Source organism: Bacillus zhangzhouensis, assembly GCF_000715205.1.
Taxonomy (GTDB): domain Bacteria; phylum Bacillota; class Bacilli; order Bacillales; family Bacillaceae; genus Bacillus; species Bacillus zhangzhouensis.
Genome location: NZ_JOTP01000002.1, coordinates 35480 through 52715 on the forward strand (window position 1 = coordinate 35480; position 17236 = coordinate 52715).

Annotated in this window: 12 protein-coding genes; all 12 read right to left on the minus strand. The window is 40.5% G+C overall.

Annotated elements, in window-relative coordinates; genetic code table 11:
* Nucleotides 1-138: 138 nt before the first annotated feature.
* Nucleotides 139-1431 carry an EF-P 5-aminopentanol modification-associated protein YfmH gene (yfmH, locus tag BA70_RS02100; RefSeq protein ID WP_034317581.1) on the minus strand — a complete coding sequence of 431 codons (1293 nt, stop codon included), beginning with the start codon at nt 1429-1431 and terminating at the stop codon, nt 139-141.
* Nucleotides 1428-2708, minus strand: coding sequence for an EF-P 5-aminopentanol modification-associated protein YfmF (yfmF, locus tag BA70_RS02105; RefSeq protein WP_034317584.1), 1281 nt, complete (start codon nt 2706-2708; stop codon nt 1428-1430). Before yfmF ends, yfmH begins: the two co-directional genes overlap by 4 nt.
* 145 nt (nt 2709-2853) lie before the next feature.
* On the minus strand, nt 2854-5970 hold the full coding sequence (locus tag BA70_RS02110) for an MMPL family transporter (protein WP_034317587.1): 3117 nt from the start codon (nt 5968-5970) through the stop codon (nt 2854-2856).
* Between the two features lie 315 nt (nt 5971-6285).
* A complete protein-coding gene (locus BA70_RS02115) occupies nt 6286-7515 on the minus strand; it encodes a bacillibactin exporter BcbE (RefSeq protein WP_189318091.1) in 1230 nt (409 codons plus the stop codon).
* A 103-nt stretch (nt 7516-7618) separates the two neighbouring features.
* A complete protein-coding gene (locus BA70_RS02120; RefSeq protein ID WP_034317592.1) occupies nt 7619-8344 on the minus strand; it encodes a GntR family transcriptional regulator in 726 nt (241 codons plus the stop codon).
* A gap of 164 nt (nt 8345-8508) precedes the next feature.
* The gene (locus tag BA70_RS02125; protein ID WP_034317595.1) at nt 8509-10878 is read right to left on the minus strand and encodes an FtsK/SpoIIIE family DNA translocase; all 2370 of its coding nucleotides are present in this window, start codon (nt 10876-10878) and stop codon (nt 8509-8511) included.
* Between the two features lie 110 nt (nt 10879-10988).
* Nucleotides 10989-11225 (minus strand): YlzJ-like family protein, encoded by a 237-nt coding sequence (locus tag BA70_RS02130; protein ID WP_034317598.1) that lies wholly within the window; start codon nt 11223-11225, stop codon nt 10989-10991.
* On the minus strand, nt 11222-11950 hold the full coding sequence (locus BA70_RS02135) for a ClpP family protease (protein ID WP_034317601.1): 729 nt from the start codon (nt 11948-11950) through the stop codon (nt 11222-11224). The genes BA70_RS02130 and BA70_RS02135 overlap by 4 nt, the downstream gene beginning before the upstream one ends.
* Nucleotides 11951-12070: 120 nt before the next feature.
* A complete protein-coding gene (rnjB, locus tag BA70_RS02140; protein ID WP_034317604.1) occupies nt 12071-13738 on the minus strand; it encodes a ribonuclease J2 in 1668 nt (555 codons plus the stop codon).
* A gap of 171 nt (nt 13739-13909) precedes the next feature.
* Complete coding sequence (gene dapA, locus BA70_RS02145) at nt 13910-14776, minus strand: 4-hydroxy-tetrahydrodipicolinate synthase (protein WP_034317608.1); 867 nt, start codon at nt 14774-14776, stop codon at nt 13910-13912.
* 30 nt (nt 14777-14806) lie between these two features.
* On the minus strand, nt 14807-16021 hold the full coding sequence (gene dapG / locus BA70_RS02150; protein ID WP_034317611.1) for an aspartate kinase: 1215 nt from the start codon (nt 16019-16021) through the stop codon (nt 14807-14809).
* Nucleotides 16022-16113: 92 nt separating this feature from the next.
* Nucleotides 16114-17133, minus strand: a complete 1020-nt coding sequence (asd, locus tag BA70_RS02155) for an aspartate-semialdehyde dehydrogenase (RefSeq protein WP_034317614.1) — start codon at nt 17131-17133, stop codon at nt 16114-16116.
* Nucleotides 17134-17236 lie beyond the last annotated feature (103 nt).

Genomic DNA, 17236 nt, shown 5'->3' on the forward strand with positions numbered 1-17236 from the left:
TAGTTTAAGTGTTTAACTATTAAAGAGTTTAACTAATAAGCAAAACAATTGTCAATCATTATCTTCACAAAGCATGCGCTTCCTTCAATTGAACATAAAAAAGACAAACTCATTTGACCTGAGTTTGTCTTTTTTCATTTATTTTGTTTTCGGGACGACTTTGAAAACAGACATCCGCTCTTCATCAATTTCTTCCTCTAATATCTGCTGAATATCTGTTAATTGAATTTGCTCAAGCACTGGCACGACATCAAATAAGCTCATTTCTAAGAACGCATATCTAGTGAATTGATTGGCAATGTATTCTGGAGAGTTCATGGCTTTCAAAAAGCTGCCAATTTTTTTCTTGCGCGCGAGCTCAATTTTTTCTTCTGTGATCAGGCTCTTTGCTTGAAGGAGGGTTTCTTTTAATTCCTTTGCCAGTTGATCAGGATCGTTCGTATCCCCACCAACTGAAGTAAAACCAAAGCCGCCCTCTTCCGTATAATCGTAACTGAATGTCTCATCAGTCAAGCCTTTTTCATACATCCGCTCATATTGTAAGGAACTTTTTCCAAACAGCGTCTCTAAAATCAGGTTCATCCCAAGCTCATGCTTGAGAAGCTGCTTTCCTTTTTTATGCGGGTTTTTTGTTTTCAAACCGAACATACATTTAGAGCCTTGTACGTTCATTTTCAGTTCGTATTCTTTTCGGTACACGCTTTCAGGCTCATTGATTTCTTTTCTCTTGATCTCAGGCTGGTCTGTAAACGGTTTTTTCGCTTGATTCGCTCTTACTTGATCTAATATTTGCTTCGGGTCAACAGGACCGACAACAAAAAGGAGCATATTGCTCGGGTGATAAAACGTTTCATAGCATTCATACAAATGGTCTTTTGTAATTGGAGCAATACTCTCTACTGTTCCAGCAATATCAATTCTCACCGGATGCTCTTGATAAAGATTTTCAATCAAACCAAAGAATAAACGCCAGTCCGGATTGTCATCATACATATTAATTTCTTGACCAATGATGCCCTTTTCTTTTTCGACCGTTTTTTCAGTAAAATAAGGTTCTTGCACAAAATCAATGAGTGTCTCAAGGTTTTGTTCGACATTTGCGGTGCTTGAAAATAAGTAGGCCGTTCTCGTAAACGTGGTAAAAGCGTTTGCGGCTGCCCCTTGTTTACTAAATGTATGAAACACATCACCATCTTCTTTTTCAAACAACTTATGCTCTAAGAAATGGGCAATTCCGTCAGGCACCCTGATCATGTCTTCTTTGCCAAGCGGCACAAATTCGTTATCGACAGAGCCATACTTTGTTGTGAAGGTCGCGTATGTTTTATTAAACCCTTGCTTCGGCAGCACATAGACGTCTAGTCCGCTTTCCATTTTTTCATGATACACCGTCTCTTGCAGCTGATCGAATTGAATTGTTTTTACTGTCATGAAGCACCCTCCGTTCCTTTAAGAAAATAGGTCGTATCCCATTCGATTTTTTGACCTACTTTGATGATGTCTTCTTTTGTCACTCGGTCTAACGCTTCTAAAAAGGAATCAAGGGTCTCGTCCGTTGGCACGACTGCATGCTGATACAAATATTCCGCAGTCCCATAAGACGTATCAATCGTTTCCAGCAGCTGATTTTTGACGACTGCCTTTGTTTGATCAATCGCTTCTTCTGAAAAATCGCCTTTTTGCATCGCATCAAATTGTTCTTTAATGATGTCTACTGCCTGCTGGTAGTTACCGACTTCAATACCTGACATGACCATCATCAAGCCTTTAAAGCTCTCAAGTCTAGACACAGCGTAGTACGCAAGACTTTCTTTTTCCCGAACATTAATGAATAGCTTTGAATGCGAGAAGCCGCCGAAAATGCCATTAAACAAATGCAGCGCTGGATAATCTTCATCTGCAATCGTTGTATGCGTGCGAAAGCCAATATTCAGCTTTCCTTGTTTTACGTCTTCTTCATCAATGACTTCTTTTGGTTCTTTTTGTGACCTTGATGATTCGGTGTTTTGTTTGATCGGCTCTCTTTCAGTTGTTTTGAAGTATTGCGAGACCATTCGGTTGATGTCTTGTTCGTCAACATCCCCCACAACATAGAGGTCAAGCTGATTTGATTGAAGTGCATGCTCGTAAGCTTCAAAGAGCGTGTTTGCTGTAATATTCTCGAGGTCTTCCATTTCACCATTGACGTGGAGTGCATATGGTTCACCTTTACACATTTCCTGCACAAGCCTTAAGTTCGAATAACGCATTTTGTCATCATACACTGCTTGAATTCGCTGTTTTAATGTACGTTTCTCTTGCTCTACATATAAATGACTAAACACCCCATCTTCAACGTGCGGATGAAATAATAGGTCAGATAGCAAGGCAATCCCTTTTTCTAGTAAAGGTGTTTGATCCTTTAAATATTTTTCATTCGCCATTTCAAGGCGGAATGTAATGATGTGATTCTCTCCTTTTTTCGCCATGTCAGCCGAAACTGTTGCTCCATAGAGCTCATCAAAATAAGCACGCAACTCTCCTGTTTTCGGCATTTTTTCTGTCCCTCTTAACAGCACATGGGGGAAAAGGGATCGCATGGTGACGTCATCTTTTGATAGAGGCGCAAGCATTTTAAAAAGGATTGTCACTGTTTTAAATTTTTCTGTTTTGACAATATGAGTATGAAGACCAGGTGTGTCCAATGTCTTCTCTTGTAAGTACGTCATGAGAAACCTCCTTTGTTCATCCTATTTATTATGTATTAGAACATAGCTGATATATACGTGAAACAGCCATTTAATAGTCATTATATCAATCAGAGGAAAGGATAGGAAATAAAAACGCCTCTGCTATAAGCAGAGACGCCTGTCGTTATTTCATTCTAAAAGGCCACCAATTCCATTTACCGAAAATACGAACCATGACCGGGATAAAGAGCGGAAGAACAACAAAAGCATATAATAATAATCCAATGAGTACGACCGTTGCAATTTCAACAAGTGATAACACACCCGATGGCAGCATAGCGGCAAAGGTCCCTGCTAAAATGGCAACTGCTGAAATAATGACTGAGCCCATATTTCTCATCGCTGATATCATTGATGCTTGAACATGCTCTCCCTTCCATTCATTAAAACGGTCCATAAGGAAGATCGAATAATCAATGCCGAGTGTGACAAGAATGACAAAGCTGAAAAATGGGACAGCCCAGCTGACACCGTCGTAGCCAAAGAATGTTTTAAATATCCATTCTGTTAAGCCGATGGATGTAAAATACGTTAAAATAAGTGATAATGTTAAGTATATCGGCATGACGATTGACCGTAATAATAAAATTAAAATAAAGAAGATGCCAATTAACATAAAAATCACTGTTCTGATAAAATCACCGTCAGACGTTTCTTTTAAGTCAACATTTAAGCTTGAGATACCAGATACACCGTAATTGGCATTTTTCAGTCCACTTACAGGTAAATATTGATCAAGGGTGTCCTCGATTTTCGCTACACCTTTCATCGCTTCATTGCTGTATGGATTCACGTTTAAAATGACTTCAAAGGTTGTTAATTTACGATCTGGAGACATATACGTATCAAATATTCTCTTAAACTCTTGGCGTTTTAATACTTCTTTTGGGATAAACCAGCCCGTTATTTCTTCATCTGGCGCTTGCTGAAGCTGCTTTAAGTAGCTGTCAGCCTCAGTGAAGCCACTTTTGACTTGCTCAAGCCCTGAAATACTTTCATCTAAACCATCTGTTAATAATGTCATTTTTGATGATAGCTGGTTAAATCCTTTTTTGATGGCTTTTTGGCCATCTGTCAGCTGATCTGCGCCATCTTCGATTTTAGGCATTTCTTTGATTAATTGTTTTTGCCCTTCATTTGTTTCATCCAGACCATTATAAATTTGATCCAGACCTGTCATAAGCGCTTGTACTTGACGCTTTACTTCTTTTTGCTTGCTTGATAAGGTTTCAATGACTTGATCTGCTTTCTTGATCTTTTGTTTAAAGGCAGATGCTTCATCTTCATATAAACTCATTTGATCTCCAGCTTGATCAAGCATTCCTTTCGTGTCTTTGAATACTTTTTTGATTTCCTTATATTCATCCATATCTTTTACTTCTGGAAGCCGATTTTCAAGTGCTTCAAATGATAAATTCTCATAGGATTGTTTTACTTTTTTAATAGTTGTCATCAGCTGTTGATTCGATTTCGCGTGACGTTCCAGCGTACTCACAACTTGTTCAAGCTCTTGAATCATGGCTTCACTGCTGCGATATTGTTGTTCTAATTCTTTTTTCGCTTCTTTGATTTCACTACGAATGGTGCCTACTCCATCTTTACTGCGTCTGACCCCATCTTCTAAAGAAATCAGGGATTTCCTTACTTCTCCGATACCGCTTTTGATAGCTTTTGTACCATCAATCAGCTGGTCAATACCTTTAGCAGATTCTTCAATTTTTGGTTTTTGTTTGAGAAGGGCTAGGTTTGTTTCGGTCAAGCCATCAGAAATTTTCCCGATTCCTTCATGACCTTTGCCTAGCTCTCCTCCCAGCTCTTTCGCTTGAGAGGTGACGTAAAGCTGACTTAACCCGTCTCCAACAGGACGAGTGACACTGCGAACCGCTTTTACTTCCTCAATGTCATTTAATTTACGGGTCAGTTTTTCAATCGTGACAATCTTTTCTTGATTATCTAGTTCATTGTCACTTTCGACGAGCACATTCAGCGGCAACGCTTCACCAAAGCCAAATTGCTCTGATATCTTATTAAATGCAGACACTGACTCATACTTTGTCCCAATCTCATTTAAACTGTTATAAGAAAGGGTGCCGTCATACATCAGGATAGGCGGTACAGTGATAAGTGCGACTAAACCTAAGCTAATTAGCGGCCTTTTAAATGAAAAACGCCCAGCCCATTCCCACATCTTACTTTGTGGATGTCGAATGTTTTCTCGTTTAGATGGCCAGAAAAGGGATTTTCCAAAGACGGTCATAAAAAAAGGAACAATTGTGACAAGGGCAATTAGCAGGATGCCAACCCCTACGGCCACACTGACGGCTGACTGATACAATTGGAATTTAGCAAAACCAATACTTGAGAAGCCGACTAATACGGCTAAGCCGCTGAAAAATACCGTTTTCCCTGCACATTGATACGTGATGATAATCGACTCTTTGACATCACGTCCTTGACCAATTTCCTCTTTAAAACGACTTAAAAGCAATATACAATAATCCGTTCCTATACCGAACATAATGGCTACCATAAAAATCTGAGTAAAATTAGATAGAGGAAATTGCGTATATTCTACAAGAAAAGCCACAATACACCGACTGACGGCGTAAGAAAAGCCAATCGTAATGAGCGGAACAACAGGTGCCAATATTGATCTGAATACAATTATTAAAATAAAGAAAATAAAAATCATCGTAATAAGTTCAGTTTTCTTCAAACCTTGTTGAGAGCTTTTAATGACATCTGCATCCACAAATTTTTGACCCGTCATTTCATATGAGACGTCGTAGGGCTTTAAGACTTTCTCAATTTGTTCTTTAATCTTCACAGCTTTTGTTTCGTAGTGGTCGAATTTGAATGGAACAAGAAGTGTACTTTTATCCTTTGATAAAAGTTGTTTTTGAATGTCCTTTTCTACATGGAAATACGAAGTAATTCCGTCAATGTGGAGTTCTGGGGCATGTGTCATGAGTGCAGCTAAAGCCTTTTTTAATTCCTGCTCTTTCGCAGGGAACAGATGTTGTTCGGAGAATACAATCACACCAGTATCTTTTTTCCCGTTATGATCTGATAGCTTATCCAATAAGTGAAGTGCTTCAGCTGTTGGTGTCCCCTCCGGAACCTTTAATTGACCTTTTTCTCTTGTTAATTCCTCTAAATCGGGCGCAGTAATAAACAGAATAACAGCTGTTATCATCCACACCACTAATACAATCCATCTTGCTTTAATAATTTGCAACATAGCTGCTTCAAGCTCCTTCTAGTTCATCAATCAATTTGCTGTATTTGAGCGTGTCTGAAGTGCTGGCATCGTCTCCTTCAACGTGCTAATGGCAGGATGACCTATTCAATTGTCCGTTCGTGTTGAAGAAACACATATCCATCATCAGCCACGAGCTCAATTTCTGCCTAAAGAAAGACAGAAAATGAATATTTTTCACACCTCCTATTTGGGATAATTTAAAAGATATTACTATACATTAGTTTAACTATCAAAATTTTACATGTCAATTTATAAAAAAGAAAAAAGATGGAAAAATACCATCTTTTTCTATGTTTAAACCGTTTTCAATTGTTCACTTTCATCCTTTTCATCCGGCTGGATGAAAAAGAGCACTAAAAATAATGAAATGAGACTGCATATGGTCGAGAGAATAAAAACGATTGAGTCTCCTTTATCCATGAGATAGGCGTAAATCGGAGGACCTAAAGCGACACCGATAAACCGCATACTGCTATAAAATGACGTAATGGTTCCGCACTGCTCTTTTTCAATTCCTTCTGTAATTAGAGCATCAAGCGCAGGAAGAACCATCCCAATCCCCACTCCACCAATGCTTAAACAGATAAATAAGACATAAAAACTGTGATTCCACCATAAAAAAATATAGGAAATTGATAAAAGGGCCATACCTACGATTAGAAAGATTCTCATTTTCCCCTTTTCTTTTCCGATCGTCTTCCCAGCAATGTAGGAACTTATCGATAAAAAAAGGAGCGGGATACTAAGCAGCAGCCCTTTTTTGACCCCCTTTATTTGATACGCCACCTCTAGGTTATCAGATAAGTAAAAGAGCACACCAAAAAGAAGAAACATAATAAAACCGCCAATAGCAAAAATGGCATAAAGCCAGCGTCCCTCATGCTTAAAAATGGTCTTTGTTGATTTTAAAAATTCTTTAAATGTAGGCGGTTCCTCCTCTTTTTTCGCAGACTCAACCATAAACAGCACCATGAGAAAGCTTATGATCGAAAAGAACGGAATGAACCAAAATGGCACAAACCAAAACCATGAAGCAAGAAGTGCCCCAATAATAGGACTTAGTACCTTTCCAGCTGTATTTGAGGTTTCTATGGCGCCGAGGCCCGCACTTACCTCTTCATCATCATGAAACAAATCTCCTATAAACGGCATGACAACAGGTGCCGCTCCAGCTGAGCCAACACCTTGAAGGACTCTGCCAAACAGAATCCACATGTAGGGTTCTTTCATGATGGTTGAGGCAACAGCTGCCACAGCTCCCCCAAGTCCTGCAATTAAGAGGCACGGCAGGAGAACCTTTTTCCGCCCAATCCGGTCAGATAAATAACCAGCAATTGGTATACACAAGATCGCTACAACGGAGTATACCGTAATAATGAGTGAGACTTGAAAGGAAGTGATCGAGAGTTTCTTTTCTATCTCAGGCAATACTGGTATTAACATCGAGTTCCCAAGTGTCATGATTAGAGGCACTGATGATAATGCAATAATATTCTTTTTACTGACTGTATTCTCGCCCAACATCATTCACCCAATTCTATATACTGTTACGTATTAGTGTGGCAAGTTTTACGGGATTTATGTATGGACAAACAAAAAGCAACCGCCTGTGGTAGCGACTGCTCTGTTAAAATCGTTTACGTATGACATGAAAGCTGAATTTATCCGCTCGAAAGTAATTGAGTGAGTATAAGACCGGCTGATCATCCTGATCATAGTGTATTTGTTTCAGTAATAGTAACGCCGTTTCAGGATCACATTCTAGTATCGGTGAGATCTGATCGTGATAGCCAATCGGTTCGATGTCAGCAACTGCATATTTAATCCCGCTGTGTGGTTCTCTTCCAAATAGCTCAAAAAGTGACTCTTCTTCATGAGTAAAAGAAGCAGGAAGATGCTTGACCGGAATCTTATCTAAACAATAGACGACTGGCTGTCCATCTGCCGTTCGAACCCGTTCCATTGAAAAAATCTCATCAGATTCATCACACTGAAAACGAATGACATCATTCTCTGTTGGCTCCCCTTCTTGCGAAGATAAAAAAATGGTACCTGGCGTCATATTGACCTGCTCAATCATTTTCGTGACACTTGTCAGCTGTTCAATACCTGTTGAAAAAAGAGGTCTTGAGTTGACGAAAGTTCCCACACCATGCCTTCTAATTAAATACTTCTCTTCTTCTAATATACGAAGGGCCTCACGCAGTGTCGCTCTGCTCACACCTAAAAGCTTTGAGAGCTCAAACTCTGAAGGCAGTTTTTCTTTTTCGGCATATACGCCTGTTTGAATATCTTCTTTAATACGGTCAATCACTTTCAAATATAAATGGCGATTGTCTGTTTTGGTCGACATGTTTTCCCTCCGTCTAATCAATGCAAATGATAAGATGAGAAATCTCTATTCCGAGATAAGATGAACATAACTATATCACGTTTTTGTAAATAAATAAATAGTCTGACATCCAGTTAACATAATCATTATATCGTTCACTTTATTTTAGGAAAGCTCTCTTCGATTTATGAAGAGAGCTCGTCATATTGTTCTTTTGAGAGCAGAACTTCTCTCGGTTTACTTCCTTCATATGGGCCTACAACCCCTCGCTCTTCCATTGCGTCAATCAGACGTGCCGCTCGTGTATAACCGATGCGGAATCTTCTTTGAAGCATAGAGACAGAAGCTGTCTGCATGCCGATGATCAGTTCAACTGCTTCATCATATAAATCGTCATCCACAGACGCAAGCTGATCCTGAGGTTCTTCACTTGGTATCATTTCTTCTTGATATTGCGCTTTTTGCTGTGTGATGACATGATCAACGACATGTTCCACTTCTTCATCGGATAAAAATGCGCCTTGCACACGGACCGGCTTATTTGCTCCAACAGGTAAAAATAGCATATCCCCTCTGCCGAGCAGTTTCTCTGCGCCTCCCATATCTAGGATCGTCCTAGAATCTGTTTGGGAGGAGACACTAAAGGCGATACGGGATGGGATGTTGGCTTTAATGACACCTGTAATGACATCGACAGAAGGTCTTTGTGTTGCGATAATTAAATGAATACCTGCAGCACGAGCCATTTGGGAAAGTCTTGTAATGGAATCTTCCACATCAGAAGAAGCAACCATCATTAAATCTGCAAGCTCGTCTACAATGACGACAATATAAGGAAGTTCTGGCTGCTTTGCCTCTTCTGATTGATTCATTCGTTTAATGTAATCATTGTATCCTTCAATATTTCTTGTCCCTGTATGAGAAAACAATTCATAGCGGCGCTCCATTTCACTGACTACTTTTTTGAGTGCCTGTGAGGCTTTCTTTGGATCCGTTACAACTGGAGCTAAAAGATGCGGGATGCCGTTATAGACATTTAGCTCTACCATTTTCGGGTCAATCATCATCATCTTCACTTCATGAGGTTTCGCTCTCATGAGAATACTTGTGATAATGCCATTGATACATACACTTTTTCCACTTCCGGTTGATCCTGCAACAAGCAAATGGGGCATTTTATTCATTTCAGCGAGCACGGCTTCACCGGAAATATTTCGGCCAAGTCCAATGAGCAGTTTTGCATTTGGACGGTCATTTTGCTTCGATTCTAAGACCTCTTTTAAAGAAACCATAGCAATTTCTGCATTAGGAACTTCAATCCCGATGGCTGATTTCCCAGGAATCGGCGCTTCAATCCGAATGTCTTTTGCTGCTAAGGCAAGAGCTAAATCATCACTTAAGTTGACAATCTTACTTACCTTGACGCCGACATCTGGGTATACTTCATATTTGGTCACGGCCGGCCCTAAATGAACCTGAGTGACTTTCGCCTTTACACCAAAGCTTTGAAACGTTTTTTCAAGCTTCCTTGCATTTTCGTATATATTTTTCTTATCTGTTTGCTGACCTGAATGCTGCGGCTCTGCCAAAATATCAAGAGACGGCAATTCGTAATCTTTGTTTTCAAGTTCGGTAAATGTCATAGGCGGCACTTCTTTTGGTTCATCAGCCATATCTTGAGATGATGCACTTTGCACGGGCTTTTGAAGCGGTTCTGATTCTTTTATTACCTGCTCTTTTTGAACCGGCGGGGTGAGAATGTCATCCCTGTCTGCAAAGCTTGAGATAATGGGCTGACTATTGTCAGAAGCCGGTGTTTCCTCCTCGATCAAGATATGATCACCTTCGTCATCTTCTTGAATGCGTGAACGTTTTTTCTTTTCACCTGTTTTCTGAGAGGGTGCGCTCTTTTTCGCCTGCCTGATCCCCTTCATATCTTGAACAAACGCCTTCCACTGCCTCACCATAAATTGTGATACAGGGAGTGTCACTTTTTTGACCATTTCTTGCAGTGATCGATTTGTGATCAGAACAATTCCAATCAGCATGAGAACAATCGCCATGATTTGAGAGCCTGCTTGTGCAAATAAGAAATACGAAGCAGCAAATAATACGGCACCGATCATGCCGCCTCCTAAATCAGGCGACCCAGTCTCGCCTTTCATGTCCATTAAGAAAAGCTCAAACGTATTTCTGATCACACTTTGAGAGCCTATGACGCCTGCAGATGACAGGTGCTGAAAAAGCTTCACATGTGACAACAGCAAGATACTCGCAATGATGCAGTATAGACCTGCTTTTCTTCTTGTCAACATATCTGGGATTTGTTTTTTCCAAAAGATCGTCACACCAAAAAGAAATAATCCGATAAGGCAGAGAATAAACCATTCACCTGCAAAGAATCGGAATAGATGTACAAAGGTTTGTCCAACAACACCTAGCTGTAAAATGGCAATGATCGCTATGGCAATACAGACTAACCCATTTAATTCATATTTCAGTTTTAGCTGTTTATTTTGTTTTTTTCTCGTTTTACGTTTCCTCTTTTTAGCCATACTCATCACCTTACTACGAAAGAAAATATAACCTACCGAAAGATCAGAAAGAAAGCAGCCTGGTTTTGGCTGCATCTTGTTGTAAGTTTTCCCTTTATTATAGCATAGAATCATTCATATGAGTCGGTTTGATTGGTACCTAAATGTAACTTCAATCGCTTGCCTGGTGCAAGCTCTTGATTCAAAAAGTCCATTGGATTGGTGCTCATCACTTGGACAATTTCTGCTTCATCTTCTTTCATTTCAACCATCACTGGCACGCCTTGAATGTTTACCTGCTGCAGTTTGCGGTCTCCTTGGTCCTCAGCGTAAATGGCTTCATAGGGCATAGGTGTATATAAAATCATTGGATCAGCCCCTCATTTTGAGATGCCCTGTCTCCAATGAGCTCGTTCAACTTTTTAATCGCTTGTCCTACGCCGCCTACTTCATTCATAAGTCCGTATTCTGCTGCCTCATGACCAACGACATTTGTTCCAATGTCTCTTGTCAAATTGCCTTTTGAGAACATCAGCTCTTTAAACTTTTCTTCTGTAATGTCTGAATGACTCGTGACAAAGTTAATGACCCTTTCCTGCATTTTATCTAAGTATTCAAAGGTTTGCGGGACACCAATCACAAGACCGGTTAAACGCACAGGATGAATGGTCATAGTGGCTGTTTCTGCAATATACGAATAGTCACACGATACAGCGATTGGGACACCAATTGAGTGGCCGCCGCCGAGCACAATCGATACAGTCGGTTTCGATAATGACGCCAGCATTTCCGCAATGGCTAGACCTGCTTCTACATCGCCGCCCACTGTGTTTAAGATAATTAAAAGCCCTTCGATTTTTGGGTTTTGTTCAACTGCTACAATTTGCGGAATGACATGTTCGTATTTGGTTGTTTTATTTTGTGGCGGAAGCTGCATGTGACCTTCAATTTGTCCAATAATGGTGAGGCAATGTATATTTGTATCCTGTGGCAACTGTGGCACTGCTGTTTCACCAAGCTGTTGTATTTTGCTCATAATGCTATCTTTTTCTTCTGGCTTTCGCTCAGACTGCTGTTCATTCTTTTCGTCCATTTGTCTCCATCCTTTCCTAAAAACTCTCCTCCTATTATGGACAAGAGGGTCGTATTCCATCCGCTTTCCTAGCGCCACATCAAAAAAGCCCAAAGAGCTTATGCTCCTTGGGCTTTCTCATCACACTTCCATAATAATTGGTATGATCATCGGCTTACGTTTTGTTTTTTCATATAGGAACTGATTTAATACATCGCGCATGGATTGTTTCAATGTTGACCATTCAACAATAGAATTTTCCGTTTGCTCTTTGACAATTCCTTTTACCATCTCTGTTGCTTTCACAATCAGCTCTTCGGATTCTCTTACATAAACAAATCCTCTTGTGATGATTTCAGGTCCAGAAATTAATTGTTTCTTTTGTTTGTCGAGCGTAATGACCACAATTAAGATTCCATCTTGAGACAATAGGCGTCTATCGCGTAAAACAATGTTACCGATATCTCCAACGCCAAGACCATCAATCAAAATGTTACCTTGGTGAACTTTTTCACCGATCTTTACGTTCTGTCCTCTGAATTCAACAACATCCCCTTTATCAATCAAGAAAATGTCGCTACGTTTCATTCCCACTTCTTCAGCAATACGAGAATGTGCTTTTTGCATACGATATTCACCATTCACCGGAATTAAATACGTCGGCTTTAGTAAGTTCAGCATCAGTTTTAACTCTTCTTGACAGCCATGTCCAGATACATGTACGCGCTTTTGAGCAAAAATGACCTGTGCTCCGCTTCTTGTGAGGAAATCAACTGTTTTTGAATACGTCAGTTCTTGTCCTGGAAGAGGTGTAGACGCAATCACAACAGTGTCACCTTTTTCAATATGAAGCTGTTTGTGATTTTGTTTGGCCATTTTTGTTAAAGCAGCAAGAGGCTCACCATGGCTTCCAGCAGTCAGGATGACCACATCGTTTTTCGCCATTTTCTTCACTTCTTGTACTGGCACAAATAATTCTTCGTCTGCTGTGACGTAACCGAGCTTGATTGCCAACTGAAGAGTTGTCATCATATTCTTTCCTGCTACTGCAAGCTTACGGCCATTTTGAATGGTTGCATTAATGATCTGCTGTACACGGTTAATATTTGATGAAGATACAGCGACTATCACACGATTCTCAGCATTGTACATCGCATTTGAGATTTCGTCTTGGACGATTGCCTCAGATGGTGTATAGCCTGGTTTTTCAGCATTCACACTATCTGAAAGAAGGGCTAAAACGCCATTGTTTCCGATTTTCGCAATCTCTCCGATGTCACAGGCTTGGTTAAGCGCTGGGGTTTGATCAAATTTAAAATCACCTGTGCATACAATTGAACCAAGAGAGGTTTTGAAGCTGATCCCGACTGAATCAGGAATACTATGATTCGTTCTAAAGAATGATACTTTTGTTGTTTCAAATGTAATAACCGATTTCGCATGTACTTCGCGCAAATCAGCTTTTTGGTTGAAGCCATATTGCTTTAATTTCTCCCGAAGTAACGCAAGGGTCAGCTTCGTTCCGTAGACTGGTACAGACAATTTACTCAAGCAATGGAATACGCCTCCGATTGCCTCATCATGTCCGTGGGTAAGAAAAATTGCTTTCACCCGATCAGCTCGTTCAGTTAAATAAGAGATATCAGGAATAACCACGTCAATGCCCAGCATTTCGTTTTCTGGATGCATTAAACCTGCATCTACAACATATATGTCTGAATCAATTTCAATGACATATAAGTTTTTCCCGATTTCTCCAACACCTCCCAGTGCAATAATTCTTACGTTCTCTGTATTTTTCTTTTTCAAAATTCTTATCCTCCTAGTCTCAAGCCCGTCCATCATCGCTTAATGCTATTATAACTGAATCTAATTTTAGAAAACAAGATGCAGTCACATTTTAAGAAAGTGTTTATGTATAAAAAACGGTCATACTCAGGGACATCTGAGAATGACCGCTTACGAAATTTTTTGTTTTGATCAGCTATTTAATACGCTGCTCAAATCCAGTCTCTCTTCTTCTGACAAAGGCAAAAGAGGGAGACGAACAGATCCGACATCTAGACCTTTCAGTTGAAGGGCTGTTTTGACAGGCGTTGGATTTGGCGCTGTGAAAAGCTGTTTCATGATTGGAAGAAGCTTTTGATGGATCAATGCTGCATTGGCTGTTTGACCTGAAGCATAGCTTTTCAGCATTTGCTGCATATCAAGTCCTACGATATGAGACGCCACAGAGACGACTCCCTTTGCACCAACAGCTACAGCAGGAAGTGTTAAGCTGTCGTCACCTGAATATACGTCGAAATCTTCTGGCGTCTCTGCAATGATTTTTGTCATGGCATCTAGATCGCCGCTTGCTTCTTTGATCGCGACAATGTTTGGTATTTGCGCAAGCTTAATCGTTGTTTCTGGTGCTAATGAAGCAGCCGTTCTTCCTGGTACATTGTAAAGCATGACAGGAAGAGATGTAGACTCGGCAATTGCTTTAAAGTGTGCATACATGCCTTCCTGTGATGGCTTGTTGTAGTAAGGTACGACAAGCATCACTGCATCAACGCCCGCTTCTTCTGCTTTTTTCGTTAGTTTGATAGACGCATTTGTATTATTACTGCCTGTTCCTGCAATGATTTTACAACGACCATTTGCTAATTTCACCGATTGCTGAAAAAGAGCGACCTTTTCTTCAGTCGATAAAGTTGGCGATTCGCCTGTTGTACCTGCAACGACTAAAGAGTCACTGCCGTTTTTTAACAAGTAATCAATGAGAATTGATAGCTTTTGGAAATCAATGTTGCCCTTTTTATCAAAAGGTGTAATCATAGCTGTTGCGATATTTCCGAAATTCATTTTTTTCACCTCATCATGATTCAATCACATTTATCTTGAAAGTTCAAACACTTCATGCAGGGCATTGACAGCCGCTCTCATGTTTTCTTCGTGCACTAGCACCCAAATGGTCGTATGACTGTCAGCTGATTGTAAAATCGGAATGTTTTGCTCTGATAGAGCCGATACAATTTTAGATGTGACTCCTGGTACACCCATGATGCCTGCTCCAACAGCTGATACCTTCGCGCAATTGGTTGTCACAATCGGTGTATAGCCGAGGTCTTTTAATATCGACGTTGCCTTTTCAGTCATTGCACCTGTCACTGTATACACAATTTCACTCGGTGTAATGTTGAAGAAATCAACACTGATTTGTGCGTTTGCCATTGCTTTGAAAACCTCTGTTTGCACGCTGTATTGCCCTTCTTTTGCCGGGACTTTGATTTGCGTCACATCATTGACATGTGCAATACCCGTAATGAGGCGGTCATACACATCATGACTCATTTTATCTGAGTAGTGTGACGTCACAAGTGTGCCCTCATCATCAGAGTATGTTGAGCGGACCCTCATTGGTACTTTTGCTTGCATGGCAATTTCAACAGCCCTTGGGTGAATGACTTTCGCCCCTTGGTATGCGAGGTTGCAAATTTCAGTATATGTCACGACTCTCAGCGGTTTTGCATTTTTTACAATGCGGGGATCTGCTGTCATCACCCCTTCTACATCTGTAAAAATATCGATAAAATCTGCTTGCAATGCAGCGCCTAACGCAGCAGCTGACGTATCACTGCCACCTCGTCCAATCGTTGTCACGTCTCCATTTTTCGCAGCTCCCTGGAACCCAGCGACAACAACCACATCATTCTCAGAAAGTGCCGCCTCAAGGCGTTCACACTTCATGTCAATAATTTTCGCATTTGTATGTTCTTTATCCGTCACAAAGCCTGCCTGTGATCCAGTCATCGCAACAGCCTTTAGCCCGTTTTCATTCAGCATACTTGAAAACACAACAGCTGAAATATTTTCGCCGCAAGAAACGAGTAAATCTTTTTCTCGATTCGTCATATGCTGGGCGCTGCCATAAAGCAGTCCAAGCAGCGTATCTGTCGCATAAGGATCGCCTTTTCGTCCCATTGCCGATACGACAACAACCGATTTATAGCCTTTCTCTTTTGCAGATAAGATATGTGCAAGTGCCCGTTTTCTTCCTTGATCATCTTTGACAGATGTACCGCCAAATTTTTGGACAATTATTTTCACTGTTTTCACTCCAAGTTCATTCTGACGTAACAGAAGAGAGCAGGCGAAAGATGCCTAACTCTCTTCTGTTCGTCCTCATCATCCATTGAATGTTAAACTAATTTTAAAGCTTTTAAGCTTTCTGCAATTTGAACTGAATTCCATGCAGCGCCTTTCAGCAGGTTATCAGATACAATCCACAAATGGAAGCCATTTGGACGGTCCAAATCTTTCCGAATGCGGCCGACAAATACGTCATTTTTTCCAACAGCCTCTGCAGGCATTGGATAAATTTGCTGAGCCGGATCATCTTGCAACGTAATACCTGGTGCATCTTTTAGAATGGACTTGATGTCATCAACCGTTGCGTCATTTGATTCTAGTTCAACGTAAACGGATTCTGAATGACCCGTTTCAATTGGAAGTCTCACACATGTTGCCGCTACTTCTAGCTCTGGCATATGCATAATTTTTTTCGTTTCGTTGATCATTTTCATTTCTTCGAATGTATAGCCATTGTCTTGGAATTTATCAATTTGTGGAATCGCATTAAATGCAATTTGATAAGGCATGACTTCTGGTGTTACATCTTCTTTATTTAAAATGGCTTGCGTCTGGCTGTATAGTTCGTCAATGGCTTCATGTCCTGCACCTGATACTGCCTGGTATGTGGACACAATGACTTTTTTCATTCCATACGCCTGACGAAGCGGTTCTAATGCCGCCACCATTTGAATCGTTGAACAGTTAGGGTTTGCAATGATCCCTTGATGGTCATGCAAATCTTTTTCGTTTACCTCTGGTACGACAAGAGGGATATTTTCGTCCATACGAAAAGCACTTGTGTTGTCTACAACAATCGCACCTCGTTTGACTGCTTCAGGAGCTAGCGCCTTGGAAACATTTCCTCCGGCACTGAATAGTGCAATGTTGACCCCTTCAAAGCTTTCAGGTGTTGCTTCTTGAACAGTATACGCTTGACCTCTGAATGTCACTTTTGTACCAGCAGAACGTTTTGAGGATAGTAGAGTAAGTGTATCCATTTCAAAATCTCTGTCAGCTAGTGTTTTTAACATTTGTTGACCGACAGCTCCAGTCGCTCCAACTACAGCTACATGCAATCCTCTTCCCATCAGTAAAACTCCTTCCGACCCATCCATGATTCTTTTCTTTCGGATGGCCATCCTATGACTTTTTACATTTTATTTTACCATAGAAAAGCAAGGCTTGAAGTAT